The sequence below is a fragment of the Sinorhizobium alkalisoli genome, from assembly GCF_008932245.1.
Lineage (GTDB): Bacteria > Pseudomonadota > Alphaproteobacteria > Rhizobiales > Rhizobiaceae > Sinorhizobium > Sinorhizobium alkalisoli.
In genome coordinates, this window is record NZ_CP034910.1 from 1,535,541 (window position 1) to 1,558,831 (window position 23,291).

The 23,291-nt window shown below is 60.9% G+C and carries 19 protein-coding genes and 3 pseudogenes; 11 read left to right on the forward strand and 11 right to left on the reverse strand.

Features of this window, described 5'->3' with window-relative positions; genetic code table 11:
- The first annotated feature begins 79 nt into the window (after positions 1 to 79).
- Positions 80 to 907 carry an alpha/beta fold hydrolase gene (locus EKH55_RS24960; protein ID WP_151613580.1) on the forward strand — a complete coding sequence of 276 codons (828 nt, stop codon included), beginning with the start codon at positions 80 to 82 and terminating at the stop codon, positions 905 to 907.
- Positions 908 to 1,098: 191 nt separating this feature from the next.
- Here the strand turns inward: EKH55_RS24960 and EKH55_RS24965 are convergent, their stop codons facing one another.
- The 3 genes from EKH55_RS24965 to EKH55_RS24975 are packed head-to-tail and all read right to left on the reverse strand — an operon-like array spanning position 1,099 to position 3,856.
- On the reverse strand, positions 1,099 to 1,752 hold the full coding sequence (locus EKH55_RS24965) for a PIG-L deacetylase family protein (RefSeq protein WP_151613581.1): 654 nt from the start codon (positions 1,750 to 1,752) through the stop codon (positions 1,099 to 1,101).
- Positions 1,749 to 2,564 (reverse strand): sugar phosphate nucleotidyltransferase, encoded by an 816-nt coding sequence (locus tag EKH55_RS24970; RefSeq protein ID WP_151613582.1) that lies wholly within the window; start codon positions 2,562 to 2,564, stop codon positions 1,749 to 1,751. The genes EKH55_RS24965 and EKH55_RS24970 overlap by 4 nt, the downstream gene beginning before the upstream one ends.
- Complete coding sequence (locus tag EKH55_RS24975) at positions 2,561 to 3,856, reverse strand: class I SAM-dependent methyltransferase (protein ID WP_151613583.1); 1,296 nt, start codon at positions 3,854 to 3,856, stop codon at positions 2,561 to 2,563. The genes EKH55_RS24970 and EKH55_RS24975 overlap by 4 nt, the downstream gene beginning before the upstream one ends.
- A 318-nt stretch (positions 3,857 to 4,174) precedes the next feature.
- Here EKH55_RS24975 and rfbC point away from each other — a divergent pair, with 318 nt between their 5' ends.
- The gene (rfbC, locus tag EKH55_RS24980; RefSeq protein ID WP_151613584.1) at positions 4,175 to 4,714 is read left to right on the forward strand and encodes a dTDP-4-dehydrorhamnose 3,5-epimerase; all 540 of its coding nucleotides are present in this window, start codon (positions 4,175 to 4,177) and stop codon (positions 4,712 to 4,714) included.
- A 137-nt stretch (positions 4,715 to 4,851) separates the two neighbouring features.
- On the opposite strand, the gene EKH55_RS24985 is transcribed toward rfbC, so the two are convergent.
- From EKH55_RS24985 to EKH55_RS24995, 3 genes are all read right to left on the reverse strand, one after another.
- A complete protein-coding gene (locus tag EKH55_RS24985; RefSeq protein ID WP_151613585.1) occupies positions 4,852 to 6,264 on the reverse strand; it encodes a glutamate-1-semialdehyde 2,1-aminomutase in 1,413 nt (470 codons plus the stop codon).
- A 480-nt stretch (positions 6,265 to 6,744) separates the two neighbouring features.
- Positions 6,745 to 7,332, reverse strand: a complete 588-nt coding sequence (locus tag EKH55_RS24990) for a TetR/AcrR family transcriptional regulator (protein WP_151613586.1) — start codon at positions 7,330 to 7,332, stop codon at positions 6,745 to 6,747.
- Between the two features lie 2 nt (positions 7,333 to 7,334).
- Positions 7,335 to 7,799 carry a nuclear transport factor 2 family protein gene (locus tag EKH55_RS24995; protein WP_151613952.1) on the reverse strand — a complete coding sequence of 155 codons (465 nt, stop codon included), beginning with the start codon at positions 7,797 to 7,799 and terminating at the stop codon, positions 7,335 to 7,337.
- 371 nt (positions 7,800 to 8,170) lie between these two features.
- On the opposite strand from EKH55_RS24995, the pseudogene EKH55_RS25000 reads away from it, so the two are divergent.
- The 3 pseudogenes from EKH55_RS25000 (at position 8,171) to EKH55_RS25010 (ending at position 11,108) form a co-directional block, all read left to right on the forward strand.
- Positions 8,171 to 9,101 (forward strand): annotated as a pseudogene (locus EKH55_RS25000) (tyrosine-type recombinase/integrase).
- A pseudogene (locus EKH55_RS25005) lies at positions 9,046 to 10,020 on the forward strand (IS91 family transposase); the annotation flags it as partial. The pseudogenes EKH55_RS25000 and EKH55_RS25005, both read left to right, overlap by 56 nt.
- Positions 10,021 to 10,422: 402 nt before the next feature.
- Positions 10,423 to 11,108: pseudogene (locus EKH55_RS25010) on the forward strand (IS5 family transposase).
- Positions 11,109 to 11,230: 122 nt separating this feature from the next.
- Here EKH55_RS25010 and EKH55_RS25015 read toward each other — a convergent pair.
- Together EKH55_RS25015 and EKH55_RS25020 are read right to left on the reverse strand one after the other, a co-directional pair.
- Positions 11,231 to 12,553 carry a DUF4910 domain-containing protein gene (locus EKH55_RS25015; protein ID WP_192803820.1) on the reverse strand — a complete coding sequence of 441 codons (1,323 nt, stop codon included), beginning with the start codon at positions 12,551 to 12,553 and terminating at the stop codon, positions 11,231 to 11,233.
- Between the two features lie 6 nt (positions 12,554 to 12,559).
- Positions 12,560 to 13,621 carry an NAD-dependent epimerase/dehydratase family protein gene (locus EKH55_RS25020; protein WP_151613588.1) on the reverse strand — a complete coding sequence of 354 codons (1,062 nt, stop codon included), beginning with the start codon at positions 13,619 to 13,621 and terminating at the stop codon, positions 12,560 to 12,562.
- 617 nt (positions 13,622 to 14,238) lie between these two features.
- Here EKH55_RS25020 and EKH55_RS25025 point away from each other — a divergent pair.
- Together EKH55_RS25025 and EKH55_RS25030 are read left to right on the forward strand one after the other, a co-directional pair.
- A complete protein-coding gene (locus EKH55_RS25025; RefSeq protein WP_246231884.1) occupies positions 14,239 to 15,273 on the forward strand; it encodes a glycosyltransferase family 2 protein in 1,035 nt (344 codons plus the stop codon).
- A gap of 27 nt (positions 15,274 to 15,300) precedes the next feature.
- Positions 15,301 to 16,287, forward strand: a complete 987-nt coding sequence (locus EKH55_RS25030) for a glycosyltransferase family 2 protein (RefSeq protein ID WP_151613589.1) — start codon at positions 15,301 to 15,303, stop codon at positions 16,285 to 16,287.
- A gap of 27 nt (positions 16,288 to 16,314) precedes the next feature.
- On the opposite strand, the gene EKH55_RS25035 is transcribed toward EKH55_RS25030, so the two are convergent.
- Positions 16,315 to 17,781, reverse strand: a complete 1,467-nt coding sequence (locus EKH55_RS25035; protein ID WP_151613590.1) for a lipopolysaccharide biosynthesis protein — start codon at positions 17,779 to 17,781, stop codon at positions 16,315 to 16,317.
- Between the two features lie 242 nt (positions 17,782 to 18,023).
- On the opposite strand from EKH55_RS25035, the gene EKH55_RS25040 reads away from it, so the two are divergent.
- From EKH55_RS25040 to EKH55_RS29855, 4 genes are all read left to right on the forward strand, one after another.
- The gene (locus EKH55_RS25040) at positions 18,024 to 19,472 is read left to right on the forward strand and encodes a glycoside hydrolase family 140 protein (protein ID WP_246231887.1); all 1,449 of its coding nucleotides are present in this window, start codon (positions 18,024 to 18,026) and stop codon (positions 19,470 to 19,472) included.
- A complete protein-coding gene (locus EKH55_RS25045; RefSeq protein WP_151613591.1) occupies positions 19,469 to 20,770 on the forward strand; it encodes a polysaccharide pyruvyl transferase family protein in 1,302 nt (433 codons plus the stop codon). The genes EKH55_RS25040 and EKH55_RS25045 overlap by 4 nt, the downstream gene beginning before the upstream one ends.
- A gap of 124 nt (positions 20,771 to 20,894) precedes the next feature.
- Positions 20,895 to 21,965: an acyltransferase family protein gene (locus EKH55_RS25050; protein ID WP_246231889.1), complete on the forward strand. Its 1,071-nt coding sequence runs from the start codon at positions 20,895 to 20,897 to the stop codon at positions 21,963 to 21,965.
- A gap of 34 nt (positions 21,966 to 21,999) precedes the next feature.
- Positions 22,000 to 22,188, forward strand: coding sequence for a hypothetical protein (locus EKH55_RS29855; RefSeq protein ID WP_151613957.1), 189 nt, complete (start codon positions 22,000 to 22,002; stop codon positions 22,186 to 22,188).
- A 120-nt stretch (positions 22,189 to 22,308) separates the two neighbouring features.
- On the opposite strand, the gene EKH55_RS25060 is transcribed toward EKH55_RS29855, so the two are convergent.
- A complete protein-coding gene (locus EKH55_RS25060) occupies positions 22,309 to 22,605 on the reverse strand; it encodes a type II toxin-antitoxin system RelE/ParE family toxin (RefSeq protein ID WP_151613592.1) in 297 nt (98 codons plus the stop codon).
- Positions 22,602 to 22,850, reverse strand: coding sequence for a CopG family ribbon-helix-helix protein (locus EKH55_RS25065; protein WP_151613593.1), 249 nt, complete (start codon positions 22,848 to 22,850; stop codon positions 22,602 to 22,604). The genes EKH55_RS25060 and EKH55_RS25065 overlap by 4 nt, the downstream gene beginning before the upstream one ends.
- Positions 22,851 to 23,291: the final 441 nt, after the last annotated feature.

Here is a 23,291-nt window from a genome sequence, read left to right on the forward strand (position 1 = left end):
ATTGCGACGAAAACGCGACTCGGGGTCCGGCAGGGCCCACGGCCGCCACGAACTCATATGGACAGAGGGAGAATGTTGGATGTCGTGGAATCTCGATGAGACCGTGCGAACGTCTGCGGGCACAGTGGCGGCAGGCCGTGCCGGTAACGGACCTCCGCTTGTGCTCGCTCACGGGTGGCCATGGTCCTCTTTCTCATGGCACCGGATCATTCCGGACCTTTCCGAGCGATTTCGCGTCCATTGGTATGACATGCCCGGATACGGACGATCCGACAAGGACGCGGAGCAGCGCACCTCCCTCGACGTGCAAGGAACGATATTCGCCGAGATGCTGGCTCACTGGGGCCTCGATCGACCGATGGTCATTGCCCATGACATGGGCGGAGCGACGACCCTGCGCGCCCATCTGCTGCATGGCTGCAATTTCGAGCGGTATGTTCTGATGAATGTCGTCGCGATGCGTCCCTGGGGCTCGGAGTTCTTCGCTCACGTCGGACGCCACGTGGATGCCTTCATGGGGCTGCCGCCACATATCCACAGAGCCGTCGTCGAGGCCTACATCAAAGGGGCGATCATCAACGACATCGATTCCGCCGACGTCGAGATGCTCGTCAAACCCTGGATATCCGAGGAGGGGCGGGCAAGCTTCTACCGCCAGTTCGCACAGGCCGACGAGAGGTATACCGCCGAGGTCGAACCATCATTCGCGGAGATTCGCTGTCCGGTGCAGATAATCTGGGGCGAGGACGATCCCTGGATCCCGATCGAAAGGGGCAGAGCGCTTCACGCGCTGATCCCGCACGCCTCTTTCGAAGCACTTCCGGGTATCGGCCATTTGCCCCAGCTTGAACAGCCGGATCTTGTACTCGGACGATTGCGTTCATTTCTGTTGGGTGCAGAGCGGTAACCGCTCATGCTACTGCATGGCTCCTTTAATTGACCTGACATGCAGTAATACAAAGTGCTACAGTGACCTTTGCGCGTCTAATAAGACGCGCGGCGCTGTAGCTGTTTCCGTTTTTCAGGAACAACTCGCAGACGGCTTCTTTTCAGGCACCTGTCAATTGACATGAGAAGAGGTGGCAGCGCTTCGTACGGCTAAAGGATTTTCGCCTTCCGGAGCATGAAAGCCTCTGCGAAATGCTCGGGTGCCCGGCACTCCATTCCCCGCAGCCGCGCAAGCCCCGCGAACGTCTCCCGGTCAAACCAGTCTTTCGAGCGCTGCGTTCCGAAGTGTTGGTGCAGGAGAGCAATCTTCCTTTCCATGACCTCGGCCGTAAGCGGCGAATAGGCATTTGGCTGGCCGAGGTCGCCGTCCCACTTGGGAATCTCGTACTCGAGCACCAGATGGTCACGGAAAACGTTCCAGGTCAGCTTGTTTACTTCGCGATGGTCCTGGTGGGCGTCGAGCCGCGCGTGGGTGAACACTACATCCGGCCGGAACCGAGCCCTGACATCGATCAGCCAACGCTTGATGTCCCGGCTCTGCGAGGGGAAGTAGCTGTCCTCGAATTCCGCCACGTCGACAGTGGAAGACTGCGCGCCTTCGAGGAACGCTTCGGCCGAGGCACTGGCTTCCGCCCTCCGCTGGCCGCCGCCGCTCAGTACGCACCAGCTGACAGTCAGCCTCACCCCTGACGCGATCAGGCTGAGGATCGTGCCTCCCGCACCGATTTCTATGTCGTCGGAGTGGGCACCAAGGCAGAGGACCGAGAGTTCCTCCCCGCGACGCGCGAGGGCGAGCCCCATCATGATGCCGTCGCGACTACGTTGCGCCTGTTCTTTTCGGCGGTGACCTTCGCGTTCCAGGGCATGTCGCCCTTTTCGACCATGTCTTCGAGCGACTGCCAGTCGCGCAGCGTGTCCATTGAGCGCCAGAAACCCTCGTGCTTGTACGCCATCAGCATGTTGTCTGCGATCAGGCGCGCGAAGGGTTCGAGCACGAGTTCCTCCCCCTCGCGCATATAGTCGAAGATTTCGGGGCGGAACACGAAATAGCCGCCGTTGATCCAGATCTCCGACGTGTCCGTCGTGCGAAACTCGCGGACGCGGCCATCCTCGGCGATGTCGGCAAGGTGATAGGTCAGCGGCGCGCGCACCGCGAGGAAGCAGCCGATCTTGCCGCTGGCTTCGAACTTGGCGATGACGTCCTCAAGGTCGACGTCAGTCAGCCCGTCGCTGTAATTCGCCAGGAACATCTTCTCGTGCCTGACGTGATCCCTCGCGGCCCAGAGGCGCTCGCCGATGTTTCGCCAGATGCCCGTGTCAAGCAGCGTCACGCGCCAGTCCTTGTCGGCCTCATTGAGCAGTTGGACGTCCCTGCCGCCGCCGGACACGACGCAGTCGGCGAATGTCTGCGGACGGGTGTTCAGGAAGAACTCCTTGATGACGTTCGCCTTATACCCCAGACACAAGACGAAATCGTCGTGCCCGTAATCGCTGTACCACTGCATGACGTGCCGCAGGATAGGCTGATGGCCGAGCGGGATCATCGGCTTTGGAATGCTTTCGGAATAATCGCGGATTCGGGTTCCGCGCCCGCCACAGAAAAGAACGACCTTCATTTCCGCAACTCCGTTGGATCGATGACTGTCACGAAGGGAATCGGCACCACGAATTTCGCGCCCCAGGCGGCGACATGGTGCATCTGCTGGATGATCTCGTCCTTCAAATTCCACGGAAGGATGAGTATGTAGTCGGGCTTGGCCTGGTCGATCGCTTCGACGGGCTTGATCGGGATGTGCATGCCCGGCGTGAAGCGGCCGTGCTTGTAGGGGTTCCGGTCGACGGTAAACTCGAGGAAGTCGCGGCCGATCGCGCAGTAATTGAGGAGCGTGTTGCCCTTGCCCGGCGCGCCATAGCCGCAGATTTTCTTGCCTTCGTTCTTGGCTGCGATCAGGAACGCAAGGAGATCACGTTTCGCGCGCTGTGCCTTGTGGCCGAACGACTCGTAGGTCGACATCTCCGTCAGACCCTGCCGCCTTTCGCGGTCGAGAAGTTCCGTCACGCTGTCTTTGCTAGCCCGGCTTCCGCCCTCGTGGGCGAGATAGACGCGGAGAGACCCCCCATGGGTGGGCAGTTCCTCGACGTCGATCACCCGCAACCCGTGGCGGGTGGCCATGAAGTCAATGGTCAGCAGCGAAAAGTACGAGAAGTGCTCGTGGTAGATCGTGTCGAACTGGTTCTCGGCCATCAGCCGCTCGACATGCGGGAATTCAAGGGTGATGATGCCTTCCGGCTTGAGCAGGATCTTCATGCCCGCGACGAAGTCGTTGAGGTCGGGAACCTGCGCCAGGACGTTGTTGCCGATGATGAGGTCGGCATCCAGCCCCTCGGCTATCATCTGCTTCGCCAGCCGGACGCCGAAAAAGTCGACGCGGGTCCTCACGCCCTTTTCTTCGGCGGCGCGGGCCACGTTGGCGGCAGGTTCTATTCCGAGCACCGGAACGCCGAGCGGCAGGAAGTGCTGCAGCAGGTAGCCGTCATTGCTGGCCAGTTCAACGGCCAGGCTCTCGGAACCAAGGCCAAGGCGCTTCGTGATTGCCTCGCAATAGGCCTTGGCGTGGGCGACCCAGCTCGTCGAGAAGGAGGAGAAATACGCGTATTCGCTGAAGATGGACTCGGCGCTCATGTACTCCTTTAGCTGCACCAGATAGCAGGTCTCGCAGACCAGGACGTTGAGCGGATAGTAAGGTTCCATCTGGTCGAGCTCGTCGGCCTGCAGGTAACTCTCGCACGGAGGCGACATCCCAAGGTCTACGAGGGTGTGGCGCAAGCGCGAGCCGCAAAGCCTGCAGCCGACATCCCGGCGTGCGGTGTGGTGGTCGCCAGCGATTTCGACAGTCTGAATGTTCATACCGGGTCCCCGCTGGACGCGGTGGCTGGCGCTGAACCTGCCTGCCGCGCCTCGAAAAGAGAGCGTCTTTTTCGACAGAGGCAGGTTAGGACGTCGGCGACCCGGATTCGATTTCCCAATCCGGTACGCACCTTAATTCCTATAGTGAAACGGGCGCGGGCGATGGCCACTCCAAAACCGCCGAACGGGGACTGCGTGCGCGCGGCATACCGCTATAGGAGAAGCCAGCCTAAGGCCTAGGTAGCTCTTCCTGTTCCGGCTGATGTTGCCCGACAATCGGCCCCCGGTGCTTACCCAGCCACCAGCATTGAGGGAGAGATGCAGTTTACCGAAACGGAATTGAAGGGTGTCTGGCTGATCGAGCCGACACCCGTGATTGACGACCGCGGCTCCTTCACGCGCGTCTTCTGCGAAAAGGAAATGGCAGAGTGCGGGCTTGCGACTCGCTTTGTCCAGCATAGCAGGTCGCATTCGGTCAGGAAGGGAACCCTGCGGGGACTGCATTTCCAACAGGAACCGTATACAGAGGTGAAGCTCGTTTCCTGCGCCCGCGGTGCAATCTTTGATGTCGTGGTAGACCTTCGCCCCGACTCGCCGACCCGTAATCGCTGGCTGGGCTTCGAGCTCACGCCCGAGAACATGAAGCAGGTCTACATCCCCACAGGCTTCGCCCACGGATTTCAGACGCTGACCCACGACGCCGAGGTCTCGTATCTCATTTCGCAGTTCTACACACCCCACGCGGCGACGGGCGTGCGCTTCAACGACCCGGTCTTTTCGATAAACTGGCCACTGATGCCGACCGCGATGTCGGAAAGGGACAGGACGTGGCCTCTGCTCAAGAAGCTGGTCAACTAGGGTCAGGACCCATTTAAAGTCCATCGCCCCGAAGGGGAAGTGGTTCCTGGGATTGGCTTCGAGCTGCTGAGCGGGGTCCACGGGAAAACCGCCGCAAGTCAGTCGATCGCGGACGTCAGATTCCGGCCTGGTGCAGGTCAGGCATTTGCCGCGCTGAGACCGTTCTGGTCACAGGCTTGGGCCGGGATTTCCGGCGATCGTAGTGATGATTCAGCTTGTTCGTCGCGTTTGTTGTATCGGCGGAAAACGACCTGCGAGGGGCGGCCGACCAATAGGCGGTCAGTTCCCGATTCAAGCGCATGCGCATACACAGCCAGGGCGCCGTCGACGGCCTCGATCGTCTGTGAGACAGCCTCGTCATCGTGGGTATAACTGACCACAAGCGACGGCATCAGCACTCCGCGCCTGATCGTCTCCTGCATGAACAGAGTCCTGTATGCCTGTGACGGATCGCCGTTGCGGTCGAGGGTGGCGAATGCCAGGCAGCTGGGCCGGCCGACTACCTTGAAGTGCGCGTCCACCCCATGCCGCTTGGCGGCTTCTCCGATGCCTTCCCTGAGTTTCTCCCCCTGACGGTGAAGATGACCGATCACGGGCTCGTCGCGATATACCCGCATGGTGGCGATCGCCGCGGCGAGCGCATGGGTCTCCGCGCCATGGGTGGTCGACAGGAGGAACACCCTCGGGCGGTCGCTGTATTCCAGTCCTCCGAGACGCATGTATTCGCGTTTTCCGGCGAGCGCGGATACGGAGAACCCGTTGCCCAACGCCTTGCCGAAGGTCGTCAGGTCCGGCTTGATGCCGTAGAGTTTCTGCGCGCCGCCAATGTGCCACCGGAACCCGGTGATCATCTCGTCGAGAATGAGCAGCGCGCCGTTTTGCCTGCAGAGGCGCTGGACGTCGTGCAGGAAACCGTCACGGGGGTCGTCGCCGCGCGACGGCTCCAGGATGAGGGCGGCCAGATTGCCCGGGTGCCTGTCGAACAATTCCTTCACACTGGCGATATCGTTATACCGGAAGGTCACGGTCAGTTTCCGGACGGCCTCGGGGATGCCCGAGTTCATCGGCGTGGTCCCGATGAACCAGTCGTCGGTGGAGAAGAATGGATGGTCGGCGCAACAGGCGACGAGATCGCGCCCGGTGTAGGCTCGGGCGAGCCTGACGGCCCCCGAAGTCGCATCCGAGCCGTCCTTGCAGAACTTCACCATCTCCGCATCGATGACTTCCAGGAAGGCCTCGGCGCACTCGACTTCGATCTTGGCCGGCCGGGTGAAATTGGAGCCGCCGCCGAGGACGGACTCGACCGCCCGGACCACTGCCGGGTAGGCGTGGCCAAGTCCGACGGCACGATTGCCCATGCCGAATTCGATGTATCTGTTTCCGTCGACGTCCCAGACATGGCACCCCGAACCGCGCTCGATGAATCCCGGCGCGAGGACGGGATACTGGTCCTCACCTTTCGCGTAGGTGTGGCAGCCGCCTGGAATCAATTCTCGGGCTCGTTGCTGCAGGAGGACGGATTTCTGGAATCGAATGCTTTGCTCGGACATCCTGGCCACTCCAATTGTTGAGCAAGTCTACAGGCGCGGTCACGGATTTTCGCGTTCTCCAGAAGGTTATCGGTTAGCACTTATAGGGGATGCGCGGCAACGGACCGTCTCCGGATTGATGGCTTTGCTTTCCGGCCGCGGTGGCAGTTCCCTGTCGTCGGGGAGGAGATCAGTCGTCGAAACGGAGAGACGCTGGCGATGCAACGGGCGCTTTGCCGATATCCCGGGGAGCGGAGACCGGACGCTTGCTCGAGCCGATGGCGCGGCCGGGCCGGATGGCGACTTACCATGGAGGTTAGTGCGGGCCGCTCTGTTGACAAAGTTCTGTTCCGTCTCCCCACGGACGCTTTGCTGAGACTCCTGCCGCTGGCCTTTGACCGCTCGTGAAGTGGCGAGAATGCCCGAAATCCTGCTGCTCCGGCGGTGTGTTGATATCTCCGTTAATCTCGGACAAGCCGGCCTTCATTATGCGGTGAATCGTCAATTGCCTGTGTTGTTAGAGGTGTCGTGTTCAATCACCAATCGGCCCCGGAGTTGGTCGATAGCACGTTGAAAAACGGCCGGATCGTCCATTGCCCGAGAAAGTACAATTGCTCCTTGAATAGCAAGAACGGCCTCTTCCGCGAGGATGCGCGATTGGTCGCTGCCGCGGCCCTGCCGAATAAGTGCTGACTGCAATGCGTCTACCCAGGCTACGAAATACGCCCGGATGGCTTGTGCGAACAGGTCGCGTGTATTGGCGACTGCCAGAGCCCCAACGAGGCAGACGCGCCTGCCGGACCTGAAATATTGATCCGTCGAGTCGAGCATTGCGCCAATGGCGCTGTTAACATCGGTCGCGTCACGCAACGGGGAATAAACCGCATCCTCAAACCATTGGCCGATTTCGTCGAGAACAGCCCGCACCATCTCTTCCTTTCCGTTCGGGAAGAAGTGGTAGAGGCTGCCCTTGCCGAGACCGGTAGCCTTGCCGATCAAGGCAAGGCTTGCGCCTTCATAGCCATGTTCGCGGAAAACTTCGGCCAACGGGGCTATAGCGTCGGCTCTTTCAGCGACCATGCGGGCCATGATTAGAGGCCCAGATCGCTGAGGCTAGGATGATCATCCGGCCGACGGCCGAGAGGCCAGTGGAACAAGCGATCGCTTTCAGCAATCGGCATTTCATTGATGCTCGCGTGCCTGTGCGCCATCAGACCGTCCTCTGCGAATTCCCAGTTCTCATTACCATAGGCGCGGTACCAGTGGCCGCCGTCGTCGCGATATTCATATGCGTAACGTACCGCGATGCGATTACCGGTGAAAGCCCAAAGCTCCTTGATGAGGCGATACTCGTGCTCCTTGTTCCATTTACGTGTCAGAAATGCCTGGGCTTCTTCGCGATTGCTCGCGAATTCGACGCGGTTCCGCCAGCGGGTGTCGAGCGTATAGGCCAGAGCGACCCTGGCGGCATCGCGGGTATTCCAGCCGTCTTCGGCCAACCGGACCTTTTCGATGGCGGTTTCGCGGGTGAAAGGTGGAAGCGGGGGACGTGACATCTTCAGTTCCTTGTTTTGTTGAGAGTTTGTACCGTTTGGTAATGACTTTACCGATTGGTACACTCACGCTTAATTATATCGTTGTCAAGTGGCATTTCCGTCTGGTTGCTTGAGATCGATTTGAAGCGGCGCCTGGTAGCCTCGTTGGCGGTGGCTGCGGACCAGGCCTGAGCGTTCGCACTCTGGTGCCATCGCTTGGGAGGCAGTACGCGTCAGCGTATTGTCTTCAAGATGGAGTTAATGTGGCTTAGGTACCGTGACCAAGTGGATTGAACTAACCCGCTGACGCGGGAGAGGTCGGGTTTGGATGCGCGGTCTCCTGATGGGATGTTGGGGTGTTGAGAACCAACCCTTGACCTGGAGACCGACCGATGACCGACGCCCCAGCAGCGGTGAACCCGCTGCGCCGCCGCATGATCGACGACATGACGCTCCGCAACCTGTCGCCGGCCACACCACGATCCTACCTGCATGCCGTGACAAAGTTCAGCCGTTATTTCGGCCGCTCGCCGGATCGGCTGGGGCTGGAGGATGTGCGCGCTTTCCAGGTGTACCTGGTGTCGCAGGGCATCTCCTGGCCAGCACTCAACCAGACGGTTTGCGCGCTGCGGTTCTTTTACGGCGTGACGCTGGACCGGGCGGAGATACCCGAGCGGATTGCCTATGCGCGCACGCCGCGCAAGCTGCCGGCGATCTTGAGCGCCGACGAGGTCGTGCGGTTTCTCGAAGCGGTGCCGTCGCTGAAGGCGCGCACGGCGCTGACAGCCGCCTATGCCGCCGGACTGCGCGCCTCGGAGGCGGTGAGCCTGAAGATCGCCGACATCGACAGTCAGCGCATGGTGATCCAGGTCCGTCACGGCAAGGGCGCCAAGGATCGCACGGTGATGCTGTCGCCGCAGCTGCTTGGCATCCTGCGCACCTATTGGCGGCTGGCACGCCCGAGGAACTGGCTATCCCGGACGGGGCGACAAGCCGATCGATGTGCAGGTGCTTTATGCCGCCTGCCGTTCGGCGACCAAGGCGACAGGATTGACCAAGCGGGTCAGCGTGCACACGCTGCGGCACAGCTTTGCCACCCATTTGCTCGAGAGCGGCGTCGATATCCGCATCATCCAGGTGCTGCTCGGACACACCCACCTGTCGACGACGGCGCGCTACACGCAGGTGGCGACAACGACGATCGCCCGTGCCGCCGGCCTGAGATCACGCCATGCGGCCGGCGCTGGAGGTGGCGGACATCTTCCGCCGCCATTGCCCCAAATGCCAGGGTGCCACGCGCGATCGCTGGCTTACCGACCGTGAGGCCGATCTGTTGCCGGTACCGTACTTCCATGTCGTGTTCACCGTACCGGCCGAGATCGCCGCGATCGCCTATCAGAACAAGCGGCAGCTCTATGCGATCCTGTTCGAGGCGGCCGCCGAGACGCTCAAGACCATTGCCGCCGATCCCCGGCATCTCGGCGGCGAACTCGGCTTCCTCGCCATCCTCCACACCGGGGGGCAGACGCTGACCCATCACCCGCATCTCCACTGCCTCGTCCCCGGCGGCGTGCTGGCCGCCGATGGCGGACGCTGGATCGCCTGTCGCCGGCGCCGTTTCTTCCTGCCGGTCCGGGTGCTCTCCCGGCTGTTCCGCCGCCTGTTCCTCGAGCGCTTGCTGGCGGCGCAGGCGGCCGGAGGCCTGCGTTTCTTCGGCGTCCTTGAACCGCTTGGCGACGGCAATGCCATGGCCCGGGCGCTGCGTCCGCTGCGCAAAAAGCGCTGGGTCGTTTATGCCAAGCCGCCGTTCGGATCGCCCGAACGGGTGCTCGCCTATCTCGGCCGCTACACCCATCGCGTTGCCATCGCCAACAGCCGCCTCGTCAGCGCCGACGACACGGGCGTGACCTTCCGCTGGCGCGACTACCGCCACGGCAACGCACCGCGCTCGATGACGCTGGCGCCGCACGAGTTCATCCGCCGTTTCCTGCTCCACTGTCTGCCCGATGGCTTCCACCGCATCCGCCACTACGGCTTCCTCGCCAACGGCATCCGCCGCGCCCGCCTCGCCGTCATCAGGCGGTTGCTGGCCAATGCCCCGCCGCAACGCCGCCGGGCCGAAGGCAGTCAGTCCGGGCACCAGCGCGCCCGCTTCGATCCGACCGTCTGTCCCTGCTGCGGCGGCATCCTGCGCATCACCGCCAGGCTGCCGCGGGCGCGGGCATGGCCCGACACGTCATGAGTGCCTGCCGCCGCGCCCATTGGTCCCGACAGCCTTGCCGTATCGGCCCAGGTCGGTGCGATGCGGATCTGTGCCCCCTGCGTCATCCCGCTGCGGTTCTGGTGCTGCCAAAGCCGCGCTCAAGACCCCAGTGTTCCCCACAACACCAGCGCCGGACGCCGCCGCACCGGGCCATTGCCCCCGCCGCAGCGGCGCGCGCCATCAATATCGGCGCGCCAAGATCAAACGCCGCAGCACTAAATCCATAGCGCCGTGCCAGCGTCAGCGGGCCAGTTCAATCCGGCTTCAATGAGGTCGCGCCTGGCGTCAGTTCGCCAGCCCATCCCTGCGCGACCTCACAGAACCCTCCAGATTCCCAAATCAGCGGAAGCCTGATTCAAAACTGCCTTTTAGGAGGCGGTTTTGGCTCGTGGCGACCTGACTGATATGGAGTGGCGGATCATCGAGGGGCTGTTGCCAACCGAACGCGGGAGGAAGTCTCGGCCCTCGCACGATAATCGGCAATATCTGAACGGTATGCTGCATGTTCTTAGGGTCGGCTGCCCTTGGCGCGACATGCATGAGCGCTACGGAAAGTGGAATTCGGCAGCACATGATCGACAGCACCACGGTTCGCGGCCACTCGCAGGCTGCGGGCGCTAAAGGGGGACTCATAAGGAGGCTTTTGGTCGTTCACGCGGCGGCTTTACGACGAAAATCCACGCTCGCGCAGACGGTCTGGGACGTCCTCTCGGCTTTGTCCTGACCGGTGGCGAGGCCTCGGATTACAATGCCGTTCCTGATCTGCTGGCGATACCGGCCAGCAAACCGACATTGTTTCTTGCCGACAAAGGCTATGACGGCGATTTCCTGCGTGAAGAACTCCTGATCCACGGGATCAGGCCGGTCATTCCGCCGAAAGCAAACCGGAAGAACCCGCCTGCTTGCGATTTCCGGGCGATCGAAACCGCATCGAACGGATGTTCAACCGCCTCAAACAGTTCCGTCGCGTTGCGACCCGTTACGACAAGACCCGAAAATCCTTCGCCGCATTCCTCGCACTCGCCGCCGCCAAGATATGGCTGCCATACTTTGTCAACAGGCCCTAGTGCGGTGCGGGGCGACGCGCGCAACAGGTGCCGCACGTCTTATCAGACGCGCAAAGGACGCTGTAGTACTTTGAATTGCTGCATGTCGAGTTCGATTCAAGGAGATATGCAGTAGGAGAGCATCAAAGGCCGGATGCCTCGCCCAGGAGGCCGTGATCCGACAGCATGGCAGCTGCAGCGGCCACTTCCCTGAACGGCAGGCCCGAGCGCTGCGCGATCGAGAGCAGCGAATGCTTCCCGTCGGCAAGGTTCAGAACCCATAGCAGCGACATGGAGGTCGCCTCCTGGGACTTCTGCCCCCCGAGGGCAGCGTAGAGCCCGCGCCTGCCGAGTTGCGGTTCGCATTTCGGGAAGAGGTTCACAGGCGTCCAGTCCCGTTCGACGATATCGATTACGTCCGTCAGGATGCGGAAGGAGTCCGCCAGGTGCCTGGGACTGATGAAGTCGAGATTGTCCGCCGACGTATGGTATTCGGGAAAGGTGCCGTGGACGCTCCGCTGGAACATGCCTACCGGCAGATTGAAGCCCGGCGAGCAATATTGCCGTTCGTCATAGCCGTAGGGCGAGAAATCCAGAAATTTCGCGCCGGCTTCATGCCCGAGCACGTGCGCCATGGCGCCGTCGATGAAGGCGTCGCCGCGGCGGCTTCGCTTGTACGAGGGACTTCCCGCGTCCCCCACGCAGGAGAGCACGAGGCCATGGTCGACGAGATGCGTCCGGTCCTCGTTGCGGGCCAGCCACGTAATCGCGCCGATCGTACCCGGAGCGAACAGAAAGCGATAGCTGTATCGGGTTTCCCTGGTCGCAAGATGACTCGCAAGGATTGCCAGCAGGGCGAGGCCCGAACAGTTGTCGTTGGCCAGCGAGGGATGGCAGATATGCGCCGACAGAAGGAACTCCCGCTCCGTCTGTCCACGGTGCAGGTATTCGCCATAGCTCAGGCTGCCGTCCTTGAGATCGGAGTCGATCTCCACCCGGTAGAAACCTTCGGGCAATTCGGACGCTCTGTTCCAGGACATGCAGAAACCCCATGTCGGGGTGTAATAGGCGGTGCGGTAGGGGATCGCATCAGGCTGTCCGGGCAGCGTGTGGATATGCGGCCTCAACTCGTCGAGCGGCAGGATTCCCTTGAAGGGCACGCTGTAGTTCACGACGTGCAGGTTGCAATCGGCAAAATCCACGACCGTCTGCCCGTCCGGTCCTGTGATCCTGGCCGACCGGATGTTCCATTCCTGCGGGACGGTCCAGTCGAACACCTGGGTTCCCGAGGGCACCTCGTGCCGGTCCAGCGGAACATGATCGGACAGGATATCCAGCGTTTGGCGCACACCGTCTCCCGTGATGCTCCGGCAGATCGGAAACAGCCGTGCGGCCAATTCATGGATTTCGTCGCCGACACCCATGGGAGGCGACTGTTCGAGGCCGTCCAGCTTGACATGCTCCATAGCGGGTCACTCCGCCGCGGCTACCGGGGGCTGCGCCGGTTCGACAACCCTCATTCGCTCGTCCAGAAGCCCGTTGGCGAGGAGATGCCTGATATGGCCGATGCGCTGGAACCGCGGTCCCTCGAAGTCCTCGAGCGTCACGTTCGACTTCCTGTAGGCCTTGTAGAGCTGCTCGGCACCCTTGCGGGCATCCCATTGCGGCTTGAAGGCAGGAAGAGCGCGCGCGATCTTGTCGAAGCTGACGCGGTAGGAGCGTTTGTCCGGCCCGGCGTCGGACGCGAATTCGAGCCGGCAGCCCGGCACGACGTCGGCGACGATCTGTGCGATTTCGCGGATCCTGTAGTTGTGGTCCGTCTGCCCGACGTTGAAGGCCTCGTTGTGGACGGCGTCCCGCGGCGCTTCCAACCCTGCGATGAAGGCTCTGGAAATGTCCTCGATGTGGACGATCGGCCGCCACGGCGTTCCGTCCGACTTCAGGAGGATCACCCCCTTGGTCACAGCCCAGGCGACGAGGTTGTTGAGCACAATGTCGAACCGCAGCCGCGGCGACAGGCCGTAGGCTGTAGCGGGCCGGAAGTAGACCGGTGAGAAGCTGCTGTCGGCCAACTCGGAAATATCCCTTTCCGAAAGCACCTTGGACCAGCCATAGGCGGTGACGGGGTTCAACTCGCCGGTTTCGTCGACCATGCCGTCGCCCGCCTGGCCGTAATTGCTGCACGATGAAGCGAGCAGGAAGCGCGACACGCCTGCCTCCTTTGCAGCCTTCGCGAGGCGGACGCTTCCCTTGTGGTTTATCTCGTAGGTGATGTCGGGATCGAGGTCGGACAGCGGATCGTTGGAAAGCGCCGCCAGGTGGATGACGGCGTCGAATCCTTCTAGGTCCTGTGGCTGCACGTCCCTGACGTCCTTCCGGATCGAAGGGACGGAGGCCTGGTCGCCCCCCGCGTCGAAGCTGCAGCGTCGGTAGAGATCGCTGTCGTAGCCGGTCACCGAATGCCCCGCCTGGAGCAGCATCGGCACCATGACCGAACCGATATAGCCTTGATGGCCCGTCACCAGAACTTTCATCGCGCACCTCTCGTCGAGCGGACTCTGATCTCGCAGAGGCTACTTGGACCCGAAGGGTTGGGCGAGAACGCCAATTGGCGAGCAGGATGCCCCCTTGGACAAAACCTTGCCATGCGCTACCGCTTTCGGGCGTGTGGCCACTCATGCTTTCGGATAAGCGTCGAAGGCAGGATTTCTTCCTTGCGATCCGGGCACCTCCTGTGTTCCACACCTCGGCCAGGTCCGATCCGATGGCCGTAAATGCGCCTCTTGCTGCTGTGGGCGGCAGGTGGCGGCAGGCCGACAGATAGCCGCAGCCAGCGCGCGGGGGCGTCCGCATCATCGAGGCTGCGTGATCGTCGATGGAACCATTGTCCGGGTCCACAGGGCACCGGCGCCTAAGGAGGGTTCAAAACCAGGCCATTGGTCGCTCCCGAGGCGGACCGACTACTTAAGCGCTAAGCCTGCCTTCATCCGGATTCACGCGAAGGCGTAGACATATACCTCTAACGTGTGGAGACAACCAGCCTTTCGAAAATGCTACGGTTCCCGTCGCAACCGGCAGCGGGCCGGATATTCTTGACGGATTGGCGTCCAATACGTGCAAGATCGCGGTCCAAACGGAGACAGGTCTTTCCATGATGGCCAGCGTTGACGTTGTCGTCCCCTGTTACAATTACGGACGTTTCCTCGGCGATTGCGTCGCCAGCATCCTGGCGCAGAAGGGCGTCGACCTTCGGGTGCTCATCATCGATAACGCGTCGACGGACGACAGCGTCGCGGTTGCGAGAGACCTGGCGGCCCGGGATCGCAGGGTCGAGATCCTGACGCACGCGACCAACCAGGGCGCCACGTTCAGCTACAATGAAGGAATCGACTGGGGTTCGTCGGAATATTTTCTCATTCTCGACGCCGACGACGCGCTGGCGCCGGGCGCGCTGGCGCGTGCGGCGGCGGTCCTCGACAGCGCCCCCGGCCTCAGTTTCACGCACGGGATCGAAACGCGGCTCGAGGAGAACGGCGCCGAGCGCGCGCTGGCGGCAAGACCGAAGGGCCCTCAAGTCGAGGTGACCAGGGGAGAGGAATTCATCCAGAGGCTTTGCCGGAAACCCGTCAACAATATCGGGGCGAACACAGTCATTCGGCGGACGTCGGTGCAAAAGCAGGCAGGATACTATCGCGCGTCGCTGCCCTATACAGACGATCTGGAAATGTGGCTACGCCTTGCGACCCTCGGTGACGTCGCCAGCATCAAAATCCCCCAGGCGATCCGCAGGTATCATGCCTCGCGCATGTCCGTTGATTACCGGCAGTTGCGCGACTTCACCGAACGCGAGGCGGCGTTCGAAAGCTTTTTTGCCCATGAGGGGAGGGCGATCCCCGATGCTGAGCATTTGATGGCAAAGGCTAGGAGGGGACTGGGCGAACACGCCTATTGGTCGGCGATCTCTCACTTTTGCAGGGGCCATGGCCGCGCCGGTGCCGAGCTTTTGCGGCTGTCGCATCGGTGGCGGCCCAACGCCGCACTGCTGCCTCCCTTCCAGTGGCTTTTGAAGATGGATCGCCCACTCGAACGCGCCGCCGAAGTCGTTTCCGAAATGCCGCCCTTCCGCAGGAGGATCGCCGCCGGCAGGGACGGATCGGGCGGTCCCGATATTTCTGCGGCAAGGTAACGGGCAGGGCAGAGCGAAAGTACCGCGATGGCAAGCGTCGATATCGTCATCCCCTGCTATGAGCACGGGCATTTCCTGCGCGACTGCGTCGACAGCGTCCTTGGTCAGCAGCTAAATGAGTTGCGGATTCTGATCATCGACAATGCCTCGACGGACTGCAGTCCCCTGGTCGCGCGTGAACTCGCCGCCAGAGACAACCGCATCGAGATCGTACTGCGCACCCGCAATCTCGGTCCCCATGCCTCGTTCAATGAAGGCGTGGACTGGGCAAAGGCCGACTACTTTATGGTCTTGTGCTCGGACGACCTCCTGGCGCCTGGCAGTCTGGCGCGCATGGTTTCCGTCATGGAACAGCATCCGCGGACCAGCTTCGCCTACGGCGCCGACATTCACTGGCACGAAGGAGAGCCGTTTCCCGAGCAGAACGACGCGGGCCATCCCGCGCCATGGCGCGTCCGTGACGGAACGGATTTCATCGTCGAGCGCTGCCGCAATCCGGAAGCATACATCGCCGCAGGCATGGTGCTGGCGCGCACCTCCGCGCATAAGGCTGCGGGCCATTACCGCACCGAACTCCCGCACACCGACGATTTCGAAATGCTGCTGCGCCTGGCCCGACTGGGCAGCGTGGCCGATACCCCCGCGGTCCTCGGCGTCAAACGCATGCACGGCCACAACAGAACGCGTGATTTCCTGGCCGAGCGAACCCGCGACCTCGTCGAACGGGTGGCGGCGCTCGACAGCTTCTTCAGCCGCGAGGGACGCGCCATGGCCGACGCCGACCGGCTGTTGCGCCTGGGCAGGCGCAGCATCGCCGAGCGTGCCTATTGGTGCGCAGTCAAGGATCTCACGCGTGGCAGTGGAAGTGCGATCGCGCTGTTCAGGCTCGCCGTTCGGCTCGATCCGCGCGTGGCGCTGATCCCGCCTTTCCGATATTTATCCCGGATGGATCGCAGCCTCCTCGATACCGTCCGCGGAACGCATAAGACCGCCCGCCCGTCAACGAAGAGTTGAACCGATTTGCTGGCATCGCAGGGGCGATCACTCGAGGACCCCTGGCGCCTTCAACCCGCCGCCCCGGAAAACTGCAACCCCTCCCAGGATTTCGGCGAGAAGGGCATGACCGGTCAGCCATAGGCCGAGCAGCCATCCGGCCGCAGCGAGAGCGGCCGCGATCAGAGCCCTGACGAGGGAAATCTCAAGGCCCGATCCCGTAGAGATCACAACGGCCAACGGGCCCACAACGGTGATGGCTGCTACGACGGCGCTGCGCCACACGGCGCTCCAGATTTCCAGCCAGCCAATCACTACATGCCGGCGCACAAATGTCAGCGAAACAAAAGCCTGGAACGGAATCACCAGGAGCAAGCTGAACGCCACCGCCCGAAGACCGAAGAAGGCTGCTGCAGTGATGATGACGACGGACACGGGACAGATGATTAGCGCGCGTCGGAAGATGTCATGCACGGCGCCTAGCGAGACCAGCACTGGATAGTTCAGTTCGAAGCTGAAGGAGAACAGCGAGGCAATCGCGACGATCTGAACAATGGGTACGACGCCATGCCATTGATCTCCGAGCAGCAGGTCGACGATCGGATAGGCTAGTACCGCGAGCACCAGGAGCGCTGGCCATTGCAGAGCCGTGATCAGTCCAAGCGCTTTGAGATAAGGCTGCTTCAAGCTTCTGCCCTGCCGCGCTTCGGCCGAGAAGGCCGGCAGGATCACCGATATGGCGCCGCCCAGTATGACCTTGTCGGGGAGCTGGCAAATCATCAGGCCGCGGCTGTATAGCGCTGCCGCGTCGAGGGAGAGGATTCTTCCAAGAAGGAGGTAGGGAACGGCTTCGTAGGTCTTGTATAGAAGGTTTGTCGCACCATTGTAGCCGCCGAAAGCAACCATGCCGCGCCAGCCGACCAAAGAAGGCCTGAAGATCCAGAACTGACGGCTGAGCCCGACAGCTAGGAGACCTGTGACAACGGCGCTCGCGACCCATGCCCAGGCAAAGCTCATATAGCTGAAGCCGAGCAGCGCAAGCGAAATGGTCACGGCCGTCGCGGCAACTGCGCCGGAGATATTGATGGCCGCGACCTTGCCGAAGTCCATGTCGCGACGCAGGAGCGTGATGATCGGGGCGGCCATCAGATCGAGAAAAAAGGCGGCGGCGATGACCCGCAGATACGGAGCCAGCCGCTCGTCGTCGTAAGCGCCCGCCAGCAACGGGGCCGAAAAGGCCAGAGCGATGGTGACGGTCGAGGTGAAGAGCACCATGACGGTGAACGCGCCGCGCACATCGGCGCGGGTCAGGTGCGGATGCTGGATGAGGAAATTCGCGCTCGCAAATTCACGAGCCGACATGGCGATGCCGACAATGGCCATTCCAATCACTGAAACGCCAATCTCGGCCGGCGTGAGAATTCTGGAAACAGCCGCTACCGTCACGAAATTGCTGACCAGCGCGAAATAGCGTTCCCCAGTACTCAGAAGGAGTGCGCGTTTGACAGCCGCCATGCGTTCGGGGTCCCCAGATTGCCTTGCCGACCACCATTTCTCCGGCAATCTCGTCGCCGCGTCATGCCGGACATTATGGTGAGGAATGCCCCGAAAGGGGTACGAAAAGCCGCCGTATCCCCATTATGGCAGGATTGCCGCAAGGTGCTGCACGGCTAACCTGATGGCGAATGCAAGAGCAGGCGCCTCGTATGCGCCGGCCAGGAAGGTGGCTCCCCTGGTCACACGAAAAGAGATCGAACGTGCCTTATCGATCAACATTTGAAAACGACGCCGAAGGAGCTTCCACGCGGTTCGGCCGGCTGCCGAGGCGCCAGGGCGCGCGGCGGGCGTCAAAACGCTTTGCCTTGGCCGTTTGCCTGCTGGTTGCCGGGACCGTCGCCGGACAAGCCTGCGAAACCGCATCGGTGAATGGTGACGGCACTTCCTTCCCACTCAGCGCCCGATCCGGAAATCGCTATCTTGAGGACGCCTCGGGCCGCCCGTTCTTCATGCAGGGAGACACCGCCTGGTCGCTTGTCGTCCAGCTGACCCGTGAAGATGCCGAACGATACTTGCGGGACCGGAAGGCCCGCGGATTCAACACGATATTGGTCAATCTGATCGAACATCGCTTTGCCACCGGCGCCCCCGCCAACGCCTATGGCGAGCGCCCGTTCCTGCGTGACGGCGACTACGCCGCGCCCAATGAGGCCTATTTCGACCACGCCGACTGGGTTCTGGAAAAAGCATGCGAGCTTGGTTTTCTGGTGCTGCTCACGCCATCCTATGTCGGCAACGGAGGTGGCCCGGAAGGCTGGTATCAAGAGATGGAGGATGCCGGAGCCGAAAGCATGCGCGATTATGGCCGCTTCCTGGGAAAACGCTACGGAGGCTACAACAATGTCGTCTGGGTGCAGGGCGGCGACTACAACCCTCCGGACAAGGACCTGATCCGTGCGCTGGTAGAGGGTATAAAGGAAGACGATCCCGACGCGCTCCAGACAGCCCATGGTTCGCCGGGCAGTCCCGCTCTCGAGCACTGGAGTGGCGAGCCATGGCTGGCGATAAACAATGTCTATACCTACGGATCGGTGTACAGCGCCGCACTGTCGGAGTACGGCCGCAAGGAAGCCATGCCGTTCTTCCTGATGGAGAGCGCCTACGAGAACGAGCACGACGCGAGCGAACATCGCCTCCGAATGCAGGCCTATCAGGCCGTTCTTTCGGGGGCCATGGGACACATTTTCGGAAACAATCCGATCTGGCATTTCGACGGGCCGGGCCTCTATCCGACGCCGGTGAGCTGGCAACAGGCCCTCGACAGCCGGGGCGCCCGAAGCATGACCATTCTCCTGAAGGTGATGTCGTCGCTCAAATGGTGGCTGTTGGAACCGGATGTCGCGAACACACTTCTGGTCGAGGGGCGCGGAAGCGAAGAGGCGCGTGCAGTCGCCGCGCGAGCAGGCGACGGCTCGTTTGCCCTTGTCTACCTGCCGACAAGCCGGCGCGTCACGCTGGATCTGTCCCGGCTTGCAGGTCCAGGAATCGAGGCAAGATGGATTGATCCATCCAGCGGTCGATCACTCCCCGCAGAGGGTTCTCCATTCGCAGCAAGCCGGCAGAGCTTGCGGCCGGCACCGACGAACGAGGCCGGTTTCGCCGATTGGGTTCTCGAGCTGCGTTCGCAAGCCACGGACCGCAGCCAATGACCGCCGACGACAGCAGTGCAAGCCGCTTCGCAAGGGCGCAAGTCGACGCAGCGCCAGCGCCGGGGCAGGCGGGACTTGCTTCCCCCACCATGCGCGGAAGGCGCGCCAGGATCGCCCTGTTCGGGCTTTTTGGTTGCGGCAATCTCGGCAATGACGGGTCGCTCGAAGCGATGATCGAGTTCCTCAGGCATCGTCGGACGGATGCGGAACTTGTCTGCATATGTGACAATCCGGACGAGGTGACGCGCAAGTTTGGCATTGCCACCCGGCCGATCAGCTGGTCGCGGCATTTGACCGGCGTGGCGCGCAAGCTCGACCGGCTCTTTCTGAAAATCCCGGGCAAGATGGTCGACCTGGCGCAAACGCTCAGACATATCCGCAAGGTTGATCTCGTGATCGTTCCCGGCACAGGCATTCTCGACGACTTCGGCGAGCGGCCCTACGGCATGCCGTTCGATATCTTCAGGTGGTGTCTCGGCGCAAGGGTGGTCGGCGCCAGGATCGCGCTCGTCAGCATAGGTGCAGGCCCTATCCGGCACGGCCTCAGTCGGCGGCTGATGACGGCGGCCGCACGCATGGCGCACTACCGGTCCTACCGGGACAGCCAGTCGAAGGAATTCATGGAGAGCGTCGGTTTGGACACGGGCCGGGATCTCGTCTTTCCCGATATCGCATTCAAGCTGCAGGCGCCTCCAAACCCGCCGCCAGGATCCGCAGGCGCAGAACGCTTGACCGTTGGCGTCGGGGTGATGAGCTATTACGGGTGGTATGGCTTCGCGCGCGGCGGCGAGGCAATATTCGCCGCCTACATCAAGAAACTGGCGACATTCGTCGTCCATCTCCTCGACAACGGCCACGACGTCCGCCTCCTGACCGGAGAACTGACAGACAAGACAGCCGTGGACGCTCTTGTCGCAGAGCTGGGCCGCGCCCGGCCCGACCTGCCGTCCTCCAGGGTGATCGCAGAACCGTCCTTGTCGCTGCACGACCTGATGCTTCAGATCTCGGCAGTCGACATCGTGGTTGCGACGCGTTTCCATAACGTCGTTTGCGCGCTGAAACTCGGTCGGCCAACCATTTCCCTGGGATATGCCCGCAAGAACGACGTGCTGATGGAAGAAATGGGGCTGGGCGCACTGTGCCAGCATGTGGAACGGTTTGACGTCGAGAGCCTGATCGAGCAGTTCGCAACGATTGTTCTGTCGCGCGAGGCTTACCGCCGGAGGATCACTGAGCGGGTCCGACAGTTCGAAGACGACCTCGACCGACAGGACGCCCACCTTCTGACGCTGGTCTGAATTGCAGAAGCCCGTGCGTTCCAGGTTTTGGAGCAGCCATGACAACCGAATCCCGACCGCCGGCAGAAAGCCTCGCGCCCAATGGGAACGGCACCCGTGAGGCTAGCGACAAGGCTCTTGTGCCATGACTGCAGCAATTGTTCATCAGCCTGTCGACAGCCCACAAAACGCAGTTGCTGTGAGCGCAGAATTGAGAAGGAGGATCGAGCTATCAAGAATAATCCTGATCGCGGCCATTGTTCTTCACCACACAAGGATACCGTCGGAGCTCAGTCTCTATTCTTGGGACAACCTTGGCTATGTTCGCGGATATATCCAGATCGGATTGCTGAAGACAGCAGCGAGTACTTTGACAGTCATATCCGGATATCTGTGCTTCTCATCGAGTTTCGATCGGAGGCCGATTTGGTTCTTGTGCAACAAATATAAGACGCTCTTCGTACCGATGCTGTTATGGAATATTCCGATGGCTATTTCGATTTTGGCTTTTCAGTGGCATGGTCAATATCTCGACAAGTATGACAAACTAATCAGCGGCGACATTCTCAATTGGAGCAATGCAATCCTTGGCCTTACGGAGCAGCCGGCGAATGAGCCCCTCCACTTCCTGAGAAACCTGATCGCCTGCAACCTGATCGCTCTGTGCATTGCGATGCCATTTCGCAAATACCCACTTTATTCGTTTGCAATAATATTAATCGTGGGAATTTATAACCTTGATTCATATATTGTGATACGTAACGATATTCTAATCGGATTCTTCCTTGGGGCTCTCGTCGCATCGATGCGTATCGATGCCAGGGTTATAGATTTTTTGCTTCCAATAACGATGCCGATCTATCTGACATCGGCATTCGTTATCTTCTATTTCAAGGTGGATTATGAATCTCTCTGGTGGATGGGGCACAGGCTATTGGGCTTCCTCGCGGCGTGGCCATTGATCGGATATCTGAGCAAGACAGTATTTGGAAAAATATCAAAATATTCTCAATACAGTTTCTTTATGTTTCTGTCTCACTATTATATCGAAATAATACTCTTTCATGTATTTTCGCAGATATTTTATATCGACGAATTCTACATATTTTTTATACTCTCAGGACCCTTGACCATTGGCACATGTATCGTCACCCAACTGATTGCCAGCCGCATTGCGCCGTCACTGTTGCGCATTGCGACAGGGGGGAGGGCCTGACGGGATGCTTTGAGGGGAGGCGGTAACGCTTCTACTGACAGTCTACCTCCTCTCGGCGCCCGAAAGGTGTCGCGAAGAGGCATTGCGCCTCGAAGACACAGGTTCGGTGACCCAATGCATGTTCCGATCCGTCATGCACATTGCCGCATGGTCCGAGCAGCACCCGGCGTTGCGGGTGAAGAGTTGGCATTGCAAGCTGCCAGATATCGACCAAGCCATTTGACCACCTTCGGATGCCGTCACGTTCAGGAGCGTCGGCCCCGCGCCGTGTTGAAGTCGTAGCCGGACTCGACGGCCGCCACACGGCAACTGATCGAAGCAGGAGAGTGATCGCGATGGCCGCTTAGTCCAACTTAAGTGGCCATCGCTGAGCCCCATGAAGAACGGTCAAGATTTCGACGACGTCAGGCCTCACCCGGTAGGCGACAATATAGGGAATATCCGCAAAGACATACTCGCGGGTACTCTTAATACGTCCGACACGTCCCATGGCCGGCTGCCTCGCTAGACTGTCTACGGCCGAAACGATGCGTGCGACGACGCGGGCGGCAGCCTCGGGATCGTCCTTCGCGATATAGCTACCGATTTGGTCGAGCCTTTGGGCAGCTCTGCGAGTCCAGCGCAACGCGTGGCTGCTCATGCTTGGCGAGCGGCCTTTACGTACTTTGCCACCACACTGGCCAACTCGTTCGCGCTGGCAAACTCGCCGCGATCGGCCTCATCTATCCCAGCTTGGATCTCGGCCAACTGCCATTCCTCTCTTGCGACATAGTCCTCAATCGCCTGGGCGGCTAAATAGGCACGGGAGCGATCAGAAAGCACGGCTATCCTGTCAAGCTTTTCAGCAATTTCGTCTTGCACGCGCACAGTGAAAGCAGCGGTCATTGTCTTAACCTCATTGGTTCACGGCTAATATTGGTGAACCATCTTGGTTCGTCAAGGGTAGGACAACGCGGCCGGTCGTCTACACGGTGATCAAACAGGACATAACCGGCTTCGACCGCTCATAGTCTCAACCAAGCTGAAGGCCGCCATCCTTGCTCTCAACGTTGACGTTTGGTCAGCATCCCAAGAGGCGACGACTGTCGCATCTCTAACTGGCTCATATGTCGCATCTCTAAAATCCTACACATGTGGCGGCCAGGTTGAAATGTCCGGCGTGGCGCAAAGTTAAAATGTCACTTTGGATACGTCTTCAGCCATTTAGAAATGCGACACTCGGCATCTCCACTTGCGCTGAGGCAAGCCCCCGACCGGACCGGCTGGGCCGGGTTGCAAGGGAAGGGAGGGGGCGGGTGAATGGCACCAACCGGCTTTAGCTTTGAG